Annotated in this window: 8 protein-coding genes; 6 read left to right on the top strand and 2 right to left on the bottom strand. The window is 66.6% G+C overall.

Features of this window, described 5'->3' with window-relative positions; translation table 11 throughout:
* Positions 1–2: 2 nt before the first annotated feature.
* On the bottom strand, positions 3–992 hold the full coding sequence (locus GXB81_RS14535) for a chemotaxis protein (RefSeq protein WP_167040365.1): 990 nt from the start codon (positions 990–992) through the stop codon (positions 3–5).
* 212 nt (positions 993–1,204) lie between these two features.
* Here GXB81_RS14535 and GXB81_RS14530 point away from each other — a divergent pair, with 212 nt between their 5' ends.
* Together GXB81_RS14530 and GXB81_RS14525 are read left to right on the top strand one after the other, a co-directional pair.
* The gene (locus GXB81_RS14530) at positions 1,205–2,953 is read left to right on the top strand and encodes a tetratricopeptide repeat-containing glycosyltransferase family protein (RefSeq protein ID WP_205989542.1); all 1,749 of its coding nucleotides are present in this window, start codon (positions 1,205–1,207) and stop codon (positions 2,951–2,953) included.
* Positions 2,954–3,043: 90 nt separating this feature from the next.
* The gene (locus tag GXB81_RS14525) at positions 3,044–4,069 is read left to right on the top strand and encodes an aldo/keto reductase (protein ID WP_205989540.1); all 1,026 of its coding nucleotides are present in this window, start codon (positions 3,044–3,046) and stop codon (positions 4,067–4,069) included.
* Positions 4,070–4,145: 76 nt separating this feature from the next.
* On the opposite strand, the gene GXB81_RS14520 is transcribed toward GXB81_RS14525, so the two are convergent.
* Complete coding sequence (locus tag GXB81_RS14520) at positions 4,146–4,889, bottom strand: SDR family oxidoreductase (RefSeq protein ID WP_167040359.1); 744 nt, start codon at positions 4,887–4,889, stop codon at positions 4,146–4,148.
* Between the two features lie 121 nt (positions 4,890–5,010).
* On the opposite strand from GXB81_RS14520, the gene GXB81_RS14515 reads away from it, so the two are divergent.
* The 4 genes from GXB81_RS14515 to GXB81_RS14500 form a co-directional block, all read left to right on the top strand.
* Complete coding sequence (locus tag GXB81_RS14515; protein ID WP_167040357.1) at positions 5,011–5,901, top strand: LysR family transcriptional regulator; 891 nt, start codon at positions 5,011–5,013, stop codon at positions 5,899–5,901.
* 50 nt (positions 5,902–5,951) lie between these two features.
* Entirely contained in the window at positions 5,952–6,869 is a 918-nt protein-coding gene (locus GXB81_RS14510; RefSeq protein ID WP_167040355.1) for a LysR family transcriptional regulator, read from the top strand.
* Positions 6,870–7,320: 451 nt separating this feature from the next.
* Positions 7,321–13,206, top strand: coding sequence for an excinuclease ABC subunit UvrA (gene uvrA / locus GXB81_RS14505; protein WP_205989573.1), 5,886 nt, complete (start codon positions 7,321–7,323; stop codon positions 13,204–13,206).
* An 834-nt stretch (positions 13,207–14,040) separates the two neighbouring features.
* Positions 14,041–14,485: DJ-1/PfpI family protein (locus GXB81_RS14500; protein ID WP_205989538.1), on the top strand; the 445-nt coding region annotated here is incomplete at its 3' end.

Genomic DNA, 14,485 nt, shown 5'->3' with positions numbered 1-14,485 from the left:
GGTCAAGCCGCCGCTTTCGCGGCCGCGCCGCCCAGCGCATGACGGATCGCATCGGCCAGTTCGGCCGCCGCGAATTTCGCGACATAACCGTTGGCGCCCGCGTTCTTCACGTGCGCTTCATTGGCCGCGCCCGTCAGCGAGGAGTGGATGATGACCGGAATATCGCGCGTGCGCTCGTCGGCCTTGATCTGTCGCGTGAGCATGAAGCCGTCCATTTCCGGCATCTCCAGATCGGTCAGCACGAGCGCGATGCTGTCCTTCGCGCGCGTGCCGTTCTGCTGCGCCTCGCGCGCGACCTGCTGCAACGCGGCCCACGCTTCCTCGCCGGTCTTCGTCATGATGTAGTCCGCGCCGATCGCGCTGAGCGCCTGCTCGATCAGCTTGCGCGCGAAGCCGGAGTCGTCGGCGGCGAGAATCTTCGCGCCGCGGCGAATGCCGAGCACTTCGCCGACCGATTTCGGATCGACGCTCGGGTGTTGCGACGGAAACACGTCGCGCAACACCTGCTCGACGTCGATCACCTGGGCGAGCCGCGAATCGCCGGTATTGCCGTCGATGCGCGCGATGCTCGTGACGAGCTTGCCGCTCGCCGCGCCGTCGGCGGACAGCACCTGGTTCCATTCGAGCCGCACGATGTCGTCGACTTCCTCGACCGCGAACGCCTGGGTCGAGCGCGCGAACTCGGTCACGAGCAGGATGTTCAGGCCGCGCGTCGGTTCGCAGCCCATCAGGCGCGGCAGGTCGATCACCGGAATGATCTGCCCGCGAATGTCGACCGCGCCCATCACGAACGGCGAGGCGCCCGCGATCGGCGTGACGGGCGGCATCGTCGAGATTTCGCGCACCTTGAAGACGTTGATGCCATATAGCTCGTGCGCGTCGCTGCCCGGCACGCAGCCGAGGCGGTACAGCAGCAGTTCGAACTTGTTCGAACTCGTCAGGTTGCTGCGTTCGGTGTTGCGCTCGTGGTTGGCACGGTGTTCGTCTGCCATCGGATTCTCTCCAGGGTTGCGGTGCGAGTCGTGCGCCATGTTGTCGTCGGGGTGCCCTGGCGCCTGGCTTGTCTACGGGTTATCGGCGGCGCTTGCGGAAAATTCAGCGATAATCGGGCGCTTCTCGCGGTCTTGCCGTGCGCCGCGTCCAGCAAGACGCTTGCGTCGCGATACCGCTTCACGATATTGCGAACTTTCGATTCCCGTCCCGCATGAGCAAGCCCGCCAGTCTGCCGCAACAGTTGGATCACATGCTTCGGCAAGCCGTCGCGCTTCAGCGCAATGGCGCGCTCGTCGAAGCGGAAGAGCTCTATCGCGAGATCCTCGAACTCAAGCCTAAACATGGCGACGCGTTGCGCTGGCTCGGCGAGCTTGCGTTGCAGATGGGCCGCGTGCAGGAAGGCGCCGATCTGCTCAAAAAGGCGCTTGCCGTCAACCCGAAGCAGGCGCCCGTGCATTCGAATCTTGCCTACGCGCTGAATGCCTTGCAGCGTCACGGCGAAGCGCTCGCGAGCGCCGAACGCGCGCTCGCCTTGCAGCCGAAGTTCGCCGATGCGCTGAATCATCGCGGCAATGCGCTCGCCGCACTGAGCCGGCCGCTCGATGCACTGGCGAGCTTCGAGCGCGCGCTTGCGCTCGCGCCGGATTTCGCGGTGGCCTGGAACAATCGCGCGTGCGTGCTGCGCGATCTCGGCCGCGCGGCCGACGCGCTCGACAGCTGCGAACGCGCGCTTGCGTTGCAGCCGGCTTACCCCGACGCGTGGAGCAATCGCGGCAATGCGCTCGGCGATCTGAACCGGCCTCTCGAAGCGGAGCATAGCTACCGGCGCGCACTGGAACTGGCGCCGGGTTTCGTCGATGCATGGAACAACCTCGGTCTCGCGCAGATCGATCTGAACCGTCACGAAGACGCGCTGGCGAGTTATGAGCGCGCGCTCGCGCTGAATCCCGCCGCGGCGGAAACGCACTGGAATCAGGCGCTGTGTCTGTTGCAGATGGGGCGCTTCGAGGCGGGCTGGCGGGCCTACAAATGGCGCTGGGAGCGCCGCCGCATCCAGGCCGGCAAGCGCGAGTTCGCGCAGCCTTCATGGCTCGGCGATTTTCCGCTCGACGGCAAGACGATTCTGCTGCACGCGGAGCAGGGTCTCGGCGATACGCTGCAGTTCTGCCGCTATGCGTCGAGCGTCGCCCGGCTCGGCGCGAAGGTCGTGCTCGAAGTGCCGGCGCCGCTGCGGCGGCTTCTGTCGACGCTCGACGGTGTCGACCAGTTGATCGAAGCGGGGCAGCCGTTGCCGCCGTTCGATTGTCATTGTCCGCTGCTGAGCCTGCCGCTTGCGCTGCGCACCGACGAGACGAGCATTCCATCGGTCACACCTTATCTGTTCGCCGATGCTGCGGCGGTGAGTACATGGCGCGAACGCATCGATGCCGGTGCCGATGCGGCGGAGCAACCAGAGACGCAACTGAAGCACCTGAAGGTCGGCCTCGTCTGGGCTGGCGAAAACCGCGCGCATGTCGCGGAACTGCGCAAGATCGACGCGCGCCGTTCGCTCGCGTTCGAGCGTTTCGCGCCGCTTCTCGATGTGCCGAACGTGCGCTTCTTCAGCGTGCAGAAGGGCGTGGCCGCCCAGCAACTCGCAGAGAGCGCGCTTCGCGACCGTGTCGCCGATTACACGGGCCTGCTGCACGATTTCGCCGACACGGCCGCGCTCGTCGCCAATCTCGATCTCGTGATCTCGGTCGACACGTCCACCGCGCATCTGGCCGGCGCGCTCGGCCGGCCCGTGTGGATTCTGAACCGCTTCGACACCTGCTGGCGCTGGCTGCTCGAACGCAGCGACACGCCGTGGTATCCGCACGCGCGCCTCTTCAGGCAGCCGGCGCTCGGCGACTGGGACAGCGTGATCGACGCGGTGCGCGAGGCGCTGGCCGGGGTAAGCGGAGCGGGGCGCGGCGCGTAGTTGCAGCGTATGCCCGTTGGGCGCAGCGTTGCCACGCAGCGCGTAGACTGAACCTCCGTTCATCGACGGCAATGCCACGGAGATTCTTCAATGGAATACAGACATCTGGGTGCATCGGGTTTCAAGGTGCCGGTGTTGAGTTTCGGCACGGGTACGTTCGGCGGCAAGGGCGAATTTTTTCAGGCGTGGGGCGCGACCGACGTCGCCGAAGCGCGGCGTCTGATCGACATCTGCTTCGACGCGGGTGTCACGATGTTCGACAGCGCCGACAGCTATTCGAGGGGCGTGTCCGAATCGGTGCTCGGCGAGGCGCTGAAGGGCAAGCGCGACAAGGCTATCATCTCGACGAAAGCGACCTTCCGTATCGACGACGGGCCGAACAGCGTCGGCTCGTCGCGCTTCCATCTGATCGAGGCCGTCGACGCGGCGCTCAGGCGCCTGCAAACCGATTACATCGACCTGTTCCAGTTGCACGGCTTCGACGCGAAAACGCCGATCGCCGAAGTGCTGTCCACGCTCGACGACCTCGTGCGCGCGGGCAAGATCCGCTATACCGGCGTGTCGAATTTTTCCGGCTGGCATCTGATGAAGTCGCTCGATCTCGCGGACCGCTACGGCTATCCGCGCTACGTTGCGAATCAGACCTACTACTCGCTGATCGGCCGCGATTACGAGTGGGAGCTGATGCCGCTCGGCGCCGATCAGGGCGTTGGCGCGGTCGTGTGGAGCCCGCTCGGCTGGGGGCGCCTGACCGGCAAGCTCAGGCGCCCCCAGCCGCTGCCGGAAACGAGCCGGCTGCACAAGACCGCCGACATGGGGCCGCCGGTGCCGGAAGACTATCTGTTCCGCGTGCTCGATGCGCTCGACGAAGTCGCCGCCGAGACCGGCAAGACCGTGCCGCAGATCGCGCTGAACTGGCTGCTGCAACGGCCGACCGTCGCGACGGTGCTGATCGGCGCGCGCAACGAGGAACAGTTGCGGCAGAACCTCGGCGCGGTCGGCTGGAATCTGACGCCGGAGCAGGTCGCGAGGCTCGACGCGGCGAGCGCCGTGCGGCCCGCCTATCCGTACTGGCATCAGGAAGGATTCGCGGAGCGCAATCCGAAGGCGGTTTGAGCGAGGGGCGCGGCGCTCGAACCGGAGGCACCGCGCCGTCAAACCCGTTATCAAAAAACCGCTATCAACTCAGCTATCAAACCAGCCCGCCGTTCGCCCGCAACACCTGGCCGTTGACCCACGCCGCATCGGGCCCGGCCAGAAACGCCACCACCGACGCAATGTCGTCCGGCTCGCCGAGCCGTTGCAGCGGCGGCATCTTCGCGAAGTTGGCGATCTGCTCCTCGGTTTTGCCTTCGAGGAACAGCGCGGTCGCGATCGGACCCGGCGCGACCGCGTTCACCGTGATGTTGCGCCCGCGCAGTTCCTTCGCGAACACGCGCGTGAACGCCTCGACGGCCGCTTTCGTCGCGACGTAGACCCCGTAGCCCGGCAGGTTCAGCGCCAGCACGCTGGTCGAGAAATTGATCACGCGGCCGCCGTCGTTCAGGCGCGCGGCCGCTTCGCGCAGCGTGTTGAAGGTGCCGCGCACGTTGATGTCGAAAGTCTGCTCGAACATCGCGTCCTGAGCCTCGGCGATCGGCGCGAGCTTCATCACGCCCGCGTTGTTGACGAGCACGTCCACCTTGCCGAGCTGCTGCTCGGTGTGCTCGAACATGCGGCGCACGTCGTCGGGGTTCGAGACATCCGCCTTCACTGCGGCCGCCTTGCCGCCCGCGTCCCTGATCGCGGCGACGAGCGCCTCGGCTTCGCCCGCGCTCGACGCGTAATTGACGGCGACCGCAAAGCCGTCCTTCGCAAGCCGCTGCGCAATCGCGCTGCCGATGCCGCGCGAGGCGCCCGTGACGATGGCGACCCGGCTCGTGTTGCTCGTGTTCATGATGCGTGTCCTCACAGTAGGGGTGATGGAGAGGGAATCATGAGCGCTTTCGGCGCGTAGATAATCGCGCTAGACTCGCCATCATCATTCCATTTGCTTTAATAATTGGTGAGCGTCGATTATGGATCGTTTCGAGGAAATGCGGGTGTTCGTGCGGATTGCCGAGCGGCAGAGCTTCACGCGCGCGGCCGACGACCTGCGCATTCCGCGCGCGACCGTCACCAATCTGATGCAGCGCATGGAGGAGCGGCTCGGCGCGCGGCTGCTGGAGCGTACCACGCGCACGGTGCGGCTCACACCCGACGGCGCGGCGTACTACGAGCGCTGCGTGCGCCTGATCGCCGACATGGAGGAGGCCGAGGGCTCGTTTTCGAATCTCGCGCCGAAGGGGCTGTTGCGCGTGAACGTGCAGGGCACGCTCGCGCGGCACTTCGTGGTGCCGGCGCTGCCCGCGTTTCTCGAACGCTTTCCCGGCATCGAGCTCGTGATCGGCGAGGACGATCGCTTCGTCGATCTGGTGCGCGAGGGCGTCGATTGCGTGCTGCGCGCGGGCAATCTGCAAGATTCGTCGATGGTCGGGCGGCGCGTCGCGCAGCTGCAGCAGGTCACGGTCGCGAGTCCGGCCTACCTTGCCGCGTACGGCGAGCCGGCGGACCTCGCGGCGCTGTCCGCGCATCGCGCGGTCAACTACGTGTCGAGCGCGACCGGCAAGCCGGTGCCGCTCGAATTCCGCGTCGACGGACACGACCGCGCGATCATGCTGCCGTCGGCGGTCTCGGTGACGGGCGCCGATCTCTACGCGGGCGCCGCGCTCGCCGGGCTCGGCATCGTCCAGGTGCCGCGCTATCGCGTCGAGGCGGACCTCGCGGCGGGGCGTCTGCGCATCCTGCTCGCCGAGTTTCCGCCGCCGACGTTGCCGGTGTCGGTGCTGTATCCGCAGAGCCGGCAGTTGTCGTCGCGGGTGCGCGCGTTCGCGCAGTGGCTCAGGGATATTTTCGAGGCAGTGGGCTGAGCGGCTCGCGCTACCATCGTCGGCGGCGCACTCATTCGAGGGAATCGCACATGCTGTCGGAAGACGAACTGGCCCTGCTCGACGCGATCCGCGCGACCGGCAGCCTGTCGCGCGCGGCGGCGCGGCTGGGCAAGGCGCCCTCGACGGTTTCGCATGCCGCGCGGCAACTGGAAGCGCGTTTCGACGCGCTGCTGTTCGACCGGCGCCGCTACCGGCTGCAACTGACGCCGGCCGGCCAGCTGCTCGCCGACGAAGCCGCGCGTCTGCTGCTCGACATGGCGCGCATGACGCAGCGCGTGAAGCAGATCGCGAGCGGCTGGGAAGACCGGCTGTGGGTCGTGACGGACGAAGTCCTCGAATTCGAGCTGCTGATGCCGGTGGTGCGCGCGTTCGATGCGCTCGGCTCCGGCGTGCGGCTGCGCTTCACGCACGAAGTGCTCGGCGGCACATGGGAGGCGCTGCGCGACGGCCGCGCCGACCTGATCGTCGGCGCGACCAACGAGCCGCCCGCGATTGCCGGCCTGCGCTGGTTCGAACTCGGCGTGATGGAGTGGGTGTTCGCGGTGTCGCCGCGTCATCCGCTCGCGGCCGCCGAGGAGCCGCTCAGCCGCGAGCGGATCAGCGCGCATCGCGCGGTGGTGGTGGCCGATTCGTCGCGCGCGGGCGCGGGCCGCGCGTATGGCGTGATCGGCGGCCAGGCCTCGCTCGCGTTGCCGGGCATGCGCGCGAAGATTCTCGCGCAGCGCGACGGCCTCGGCGTCGGCTGGCTGCCGCGCGAGCGCGTGGCGTCGCTGTTGCAACGCGGCGAGCTGATCGAAAAGGAGACCGCCGATCCGCGTGAGCCGAACGTGCTCTATGTCGCGTGGCGCGGCGACCACGAGGGGCGCGCGCTGACGTGGTGGCTCGACCAGTTGCGGCAGCCGCGGCTTGCCGAACGGCTCGTGCGGGGGCTCGATCTGACGGCTTAGGCGGTGCGCGGGACCGGTTGTGCGCGGATGGTGTGCGCGGTTGGCTGGAAGCGGCGTCGTGTCGTGTCGTGCCCGTGCCGCGGGCAGGGTTTTGCCCGCCCGCCATCCCGATCCGGCAAGGCTCGCAAGCGGGCCGGGCCGCGTCATGGAAAACTGTATAAACATACAGTATAGTATCCCGTTGCAACCAGGCTTGCGGTGCGCCGCGCAGGCTCCCGCGTTCGGCGCGGGACTGCCCGGCGCGTGACCGGGGCCGCACCGGACTTACGTGGCCGCGAGAAGGCTGCGAGACGGTTGCGAGAAGGCTGCAATAGGGCCGTGAGAGGTGGCCCACCCATTCCACTCATTCAGACGGTCGGAAAAATTGTCATCTAACGACACAGCTCAGGAATCAGGCGTCGGTGCAAGCCACGGCACCACCGGCGGCACGCACGGCAAACCCCAGGGCACCATCCGGATTCGCGGCGCGCGCCAGCACAATCTCAAGAACGTCGATCTCGACGTGCGCACCGGCGAAATGACAGTCGTCACCGGGCCGTCCGGCTCGGGCAAGTCGAGCCTCGTGTTCGACACGCTGTACGCGGAAGGCCAGCGCCGCTACGTCGAAACCTTCAGCGCCTACGCGCGGCAGTTCCTCGACCGCATGGACCGGCCGCAGGTCGATCGCGTGGACGGCGTGCCGCCCGCGATTGCGATCGACCAGACCAACCCGGTGCGCAGCTCGCGCTCCACGGTCGGCACGATGACGGAGCTCAACGACCATCTGAAGCTGCTCTACGCGCGCGCGGCCGAGCTGTTCGACCGGCAGACCGCGCTGCCGGTGCGACACGACACGCCGGAGACGATCTACGCGGAACTGCTCGAACGCACCGCGCAAGACGAGCCGCGGCTCGTCGTCACGTTTCCGGTCGAGCTGCCGGAATCGGCGTCCGAGCAGGAAGTCGAGCAATGGCTGTCGGCGAGCGGCTATACGCGCGTGCAGGCGCAGCGCGAAGTCGAGTCGCCCACCGGCCGGCGCAAGCTGCTCGACGTGGTGGCCGACCGCTTCCGGCTGCGCTCGGTCGACAAGGCGCGCGTGGTCGAGGCGATCGAGGCGTCGCTCAAGCGCGGCGGCGGGCGCGTCAATATCTACGTGCTGCCGGCCGCGCCGGACGAGCCGCTGGGGCAGGCCGCCGAGCCGCACATCTGGCGCTTCTCGACCGGCCTGCACAGCCCCGAAAGCGATCTGCGTTATGCGGACCCGCAGCCGGCGCTGTTCTCGTTCAACTCGGCCTATGGCGCGTGCGACGTCTGCCGCGGCTTTGGCCGCGTGATCGGCGTCGACCTCGGGCTCGTGATTCCCGACGCGCGCAAGACGCTGCGCGAAGGCGCGATCAAGCCGATGCAGACGCCCGCATGGAAGGAGTGCCAGGACGATCTGATGCGCTATGCGGCGAAGGCCGACATCCGCCGCGACACGCCATGGGGCGAGCTGACCGACGCCGAGCGCCACTGGGTCATCAACGGTTCGCCGGACTGGAACGGCAAATGGCAAAGCCACTGGTACGGCGTCAAACGCTTCTTCGAGTATCTCGAATCGAAGGCGTACAAGATGCATATCCGCGTGCTGTTGTCGAAGTACCGCAGCTACACGCCATGCGAAACCTGCGGCGGCGCGCGTCTGAAAACCGAGTCGCTGCTGTGGCGTCTCGGCAGCAAGGCGAATGCCAACGACGTGCTCGCGCCCGCGCGGCGTTTCATGCCGCACGGCGTGCACTGGTCGCGCGCCCAGCTCGAAGCGCTGCCGGGCCTGACCGTGCACGACCTCATGCTGATGCCGATCGAGCGCATCCGCCGCTTCTTCGACGACATCACCTTGCCGAGCGCGCTGCTCGACGACGCGCTGAAGCTGCTGCTCGCCGAAGTGCGCACGCGCCTGAAGTATCTGTGCGACGTCGGCCTCGGCTATCTGACGCTCGACCGGCAAAGCCGCACGCTGTCGGGCGGCGAGGTGCAGCGCATCAACCTGACCACGGCGCTCGGCACCTCGCTCACCAAGACGCTGTTCGTGCTCGACGAGCCGAGCATCGGCCTGCATCCGCGCGACCTGAACCGCATCGTCGAGGCGATGCACCGGCTGCGCGACGCGGGTAATACGCTCGTCGTGGTCGAACATGATCCGTCGGTGATGCTCGCGGCCGACCGGCTGATCGACATGGGGCCGGGGCCGGGCGAGCGCGGCGGCTCGATCATCTTCGACGGCGCGCCGCAGGCCATCCGCTCGTCGGGCACGCTCACGGGCGAATACCTCGGCGGCCGCCGGCATGTTGCGGACGCCGCGCACTGGTCGCGCCGTCCGGTCGAGGCCGGCACGCCGCGCATCGTGCTCGAAGGCGCGCGCGAGCACAATCTGTGCGACGTCACCGTGGAGATTCCGCTGGAGCGGCTCGTCTGTGTGACGGGCGTGTCGGGCTCCGGCAAATCGACGCTGCTGCAGGACGTGTTGTATCCGGCCATGGCGCGGCACTTCGGCCTCGCCACCGAAGCGCCGGGCGCGTTCAAGGCGCTCAAGGGCGCGGACCAGGTCACCGACGTCGTGTTCGTCGACCAGTCGCCGATCGGCAAGACCGCGCGCTCGAATCCGGCCAGTTACGTCGGCGCGTTCGACGAAATCCGCAAGCTGTTCTCGAAGGCGCCGCTCGCGCAGCAGCGCGGCTACGGCCCTGGCATGTTCAGCTTCAACTCGGGCGACGGCCGTTGCCCGACCTGCGGCGGCTCGGGCTTCGAGCATATCGAAATGCAGTTCCTCTCCGACGTGTATCTGCGCTGCCCCGATTGCGACGGCCGGCGTTATCGCGCGGAACTGCTCGAAGTGAAGATCGAGCGAGGCGCGCCCGCGCGTGCGCTGAGCATTGCCGACGTGCTGGAGTTGACCGTCAGCGAGGCCGCCGCTTACTTCGCGAGAGATGCCGAAGTATTGCGCGTGCTGCAGCCGATCGTCGACGTGGGCCTCGAATACGTGAAGCTCGGCCAGCCGGTGCCCACGTTATCGGGCGGCGAGGCGCAGCGCCTCAAGCTGGCGGGCTTTCTCGCGGAATCGGCGCAGGCGCGTAGCGCGCGCGGCGCGAAGCAGGCATTGCCGAAGCGCCTCTTCATGTTCGACGAGCCGACCACGGGCCTGCATTTCGACGACAGCGCGAAGCTGATGCAGGCGTTCGGCAAGCTGCTCGCGAGCGGCCATTCGCTGATCGTGATCGAGCACAATCTCGACGTGATCCGCGCGGCCGACTGGATCATCGACCTCGGTCCCGAAGGCGGCGACGGCGGCGGCCGCGTGCTGTGCGCGGGCACGCCGGACGAGGTCAAGGCTTGCGCGGAATCGCATACCGGCGAGGCGCTGCTGCAATACGACCGCGCGATGGACGCAATGAGCGCCGCGGGCAGCACGGCGGACGAAGCCGGTTCGCACGGCGTGCCGCTACAGAAGGCACTGAGCGCGGCGCGCGCGCGCCGGGCCGTGGAAGGCGAGGACGTGGTGCGCATCGTCAATGCGCGCGAGCACAACCTCAAGGCGCTCGACGTCGACATTCCGCACGGCAAGTTCAACGTAATCACCGGCGTGTCGGGGTCGGGCAAATCGACGCTCGCGTTCGACATCCTGTTCCACGAAGGCCAGCGGCGTTATCTCGAATCGCTCAACGCCTATGCGCGCTCGATCGTGCAGCCGGCCGGGCGGCCCGAGGTCGATGCCGTGTACGGCATTCCGCCGACCGTCGCGATCGAGCAGCGCCTCTCGCGCGGCGGGCGCAAGAGTACCGTCGCGACGACCTCGGAGGTGTGGCACTTCCTGCGTCTCCTGTATGTGAAGCTCGGCTTGCAGCATTGCGTTCACGACGGCACGCCGGTCACGTCGCAAAGCGTCGAGTCGATTGCCGCGCAGTTGCTGCGCGATCACAAGGGGCAGCACGTCGGTTTCCTTGCGCCGCTCGTCGTGAACCGCAAGGGCGTCTATACCGATCTCGCCAAGTGGGCGAAGGCGCGCGGCAATACGCATTTGCGTGTCGACGGCGAGTTCGTGCCGGTCGATCCGTGGCCGAAGCTCGACCGCTTCCGCGAGCATACGATCGAATTGCCGGTGACCGATCTCGTCGTGTCGGCCGATCACGAAGCCGAACTGCGCGCGGCGCTCGACCAGACGCTCGACATCGGCAAGGGCGTCATGCATCTGCTTGCGCCGCTCGACGGCTTGCACGATGCGATCGCCGGCGGCCGCTCCACCGCGAAGCTCGGCGACGTGAAGGTGCTGTCCACCAGGCGCGCGTGCCCGGTGTGCGGCACGAGCTACCCCGAACTCGATCCGCGCATGTTCTCGTATAACAGCAAGCATGGCTGGTGCACGAGCTGTGTCGGCACGGGCCTGTCGCTCACGCGCGAGCAGCGTGCTGCCTACGACGACACGATCGTCGTCGACGACAATCGCGGCCGCGAGCAGAGCTTGCCGTCCGAGGAGCAGGAGCCGGAAGGGCTCGCCGACGAACCGTGTCCCGATTGCGCGGGCACGCGTCTGAACCCGGTCGCGCGCGCGGTCACGTTCGACTCGCACGCGATCGTCGACGTCGCGCAATGGACCGTGTCCGACACGCGCGCGTGGATCGGCACGCTCGAAATGACGGGGCGCGACGCGGAAATCGCGCGCGACGTGGTCAGCGAAATCGGCAGCCGTCTGCAGTTTCTCGAAGAGGTCGGGCTCGGCTATCTGAGCCTCGACCGCGCGGCGCCGAGCCTGTCGGGCGGCGAAGCGCAGCGCATCCGGCTCGCCGCGCAGCTCGGCAGCAACCTGCAGGGCGTCTGCTATGTGCTCGACGAGCCGACCATCGGCCTGCATCCGCGCGACAACCAGATTCTGCTCAACGCGCTGCGCAAGCTCGGCGAGAAGGGCAATACACTCGTCGTCGTCGAGCATGACGAGGACACGATCCGGCGCGCCGATCACATCATCGATATCGGGCCGGGCGCGGGCAAGCGCGGCGGGTCGCTGATCGCGCAGGGCAGCGTCGCGGACCTGTCCGCGCAAGCCGATTCGCTGACCGGGCGTTTCCTCGCGCAGCCGATCGTGCATCCGTTGCAGCCGCGCCGCGAAGTCGTTGCGCCGGGCAAGCGCGCGGCGGCCGTGCCCGGGAGCTGGCTGACCGTGCACGGCGGCAAGCTGCACAACCTGCGCGACATCACGGTCGGCATTCCGCTTGCGCGGCTCGTCGCGGTGACGGGCGTCAGCGGCTCCGGCAAATCGACGCTCGCGCGCGACGTGCTGATGACCAATCTGCTCGACGCAGTGGGGCGTTCGGTGCTGTCGTCGCCGGCTACGCGCCGGGCGCGCGCCGCGGCCGAGCAGAAGCCCGCCGCGAACCGGCGTTCGAGCGTGCTTGCGCGCTCGGCGCCGCGCGCGCCGCTCGACGTCACGCATACGTGGCAGGGCTGCGATTCGGTCACCGGCTGGGAGAGCATCGACCGCGTGCTCGAAGTCGATCAGACGCCGATTGGCAAGACACCGCGCTCGTGTCCGGCGACCTACATCGGCGTGTGGGACGCGATCCGCAAGCTGTTCGCGGGCACGCTCGAGGCGCGCGCGCGGGGCTATACGGCGTCGCGCTTCTCGTTCAATACCGGCGAGGGGCGTTGTCCCGCGTGCGAGGGGCAGGGCGTGCGCACGATCGGCATGAGCTTCCTGCCCGACGTGAAGGTGCCGTGCGACGTCTGTCATGGGCAGCGCTTCAATCCCGAGACGCTCGCGGTTACGTGGCGCGGCAAGAATATCGGCGACGTGCTGACGATGGAAATCGACGAAGCGGTCGAGTTCTTCGCGTCGATCACGAGCATTGGGCATCCGCTGCAACTGATGAAAGACGTCGGGCTCGGCTATCTGACGCTCGGCCAGCCGTCGCCCACCTTGTCGGGCGGCGAGGCGCAGCGCATCAAGCTCGTCACCGAGTTGAGCAAGGTACGCGACGACATCACGCGGCGCGGCCAGAAGCCGCCGCACACGCTGTACGTGCTCGACGAGCCCACGGTCGGTCTGCATATGGCCGACGTCGCGAAGCTGATCCGCGTGCTGCATCGTCTCGTCGACGGCGGGCATAGTGTCGTCGTCATCGAGCACGATCTCGACGTGATTGCCGAAGCGGACTGGATCATCGATCTGGGCCCGGAAGGCGGCGTGGGCGGCGGAACGATCGTCGCCGCGACGGACCCCGAAGGCCTGTCGCGCATTGCGGCGAGTCACACGGGCGCCGCGCTCAGGCCTGTGCTGGCGCGCACGCGAAGCGCAGCGGAACTGGCCGGCGAAGGGACGAACGGCTGATCCCGAAGCCGGGCGGGGTGGCGCGGTTCGTGGGCAGGCGGCCGGGATGGTCTCGCCCGCCCGCGGCCTAAGCTGTTTTTTGCGGCGGCGCCCCTGGTTTTTCCGGCGGTCATGCTGTGTGCGGTTGCAAGTTTCGAGGTTGCAACCGCACTTTTTCACGCGTCAACCGGCGTCTTTTGCTGCATTGCAGCTAATCATCTGATTATTAAGTACGTTAGTGTATTCATCCGTTCAGATCAGACGAAAAAGCGCCATGATGTTTCAGAATTGAAACATTTCCAGACATCTAATAAATCCGAATTGAAATGCCAATTGACGATGAGCGGATATATCGGCGATACGGACCATTGCTCGGGCTATTAATTCCCGATTTGCGAATAAAAATGCAGATTGGACAGTCATTATCGAGTCATTTTTCGATTCATGTTTGAAACAATTTCGCGCCGTTCGGTAAGAGGGCGACCGTGCGCGAATCGGTCGGCTTCGCATTATCGGCAAGTTTGTCCGAATCCGCGAAAATGCCTTGTGTAAAGGCTTTACGCCAGAATATGGGAATCCGTCACGGTGCTGCAATGCCTCGATCAGGCTGGCTGGCCGTGGCGGCGCGGCTGCGCGGCGTACTCATATCGAACGATCAATAGCGTATTTCCTCATACATTGCCTTTCATGAGGAAATTAGATTTTTCAAATTTACTATAGCGGTCTATTCCGCTAACATTACCATAATCGTTTAAGCGGCATCGTTGCTGATTCGGGCCGTGATAATTCATTCTCTCGTTCCGTCCGGTTACGGGGCATCGGGGTCCACCACGTATGACCGTTTAGGGAAAGATCATGCCGCAAATGCACCTTGATACAACGAGAATTACATGGCTTCACACGCCGGCCTTGAATGTCCGTACTGCAGCGCGGCGAATCGGCATTCTGCTGTTCGACGGTTTCTGGCTGCTCGGGCCCGGCACCGTGGTCGAGATGTTCCAGAGCGCGAATGAACTGGCGGATACGCGCAGCGGCGAAGACCCGCCCTACGAAGTGCAGTTTCTGTCGATGGAGGGCGGCAACGTCGCGAGTTCCTCGTCGGCGCGAATCTGGACCGACCGCATCGACACGCGCTTCGGCAGCGGCTTCGACGTGCTGTTCATCGCGGGCGGCTACGGCGCGCATGCGGCCGCGCGCGACGAGCGCCTGCTCAACTGGTTGCGCGCGGTGCAGTCGCGCACGCGGGCGATCGAGACGATCGGCGAAGGCCGCCTCGTGCTCGAAGCCGCCGGGCCGACCG

The organism is Paraburkholderia sp. Ac-20336, assembly GCF_017105025.1.
In the GTDB taxonomy this organism is placed as follows: Bacteria; Pseudomonadota; Gammaproteobacteria; order Burkholderiales; family Burkholderiaceae; genus Paraburkholderia.
This window is presented reverse-complemented; position numbering and strand designations above follow the sequence as displayed.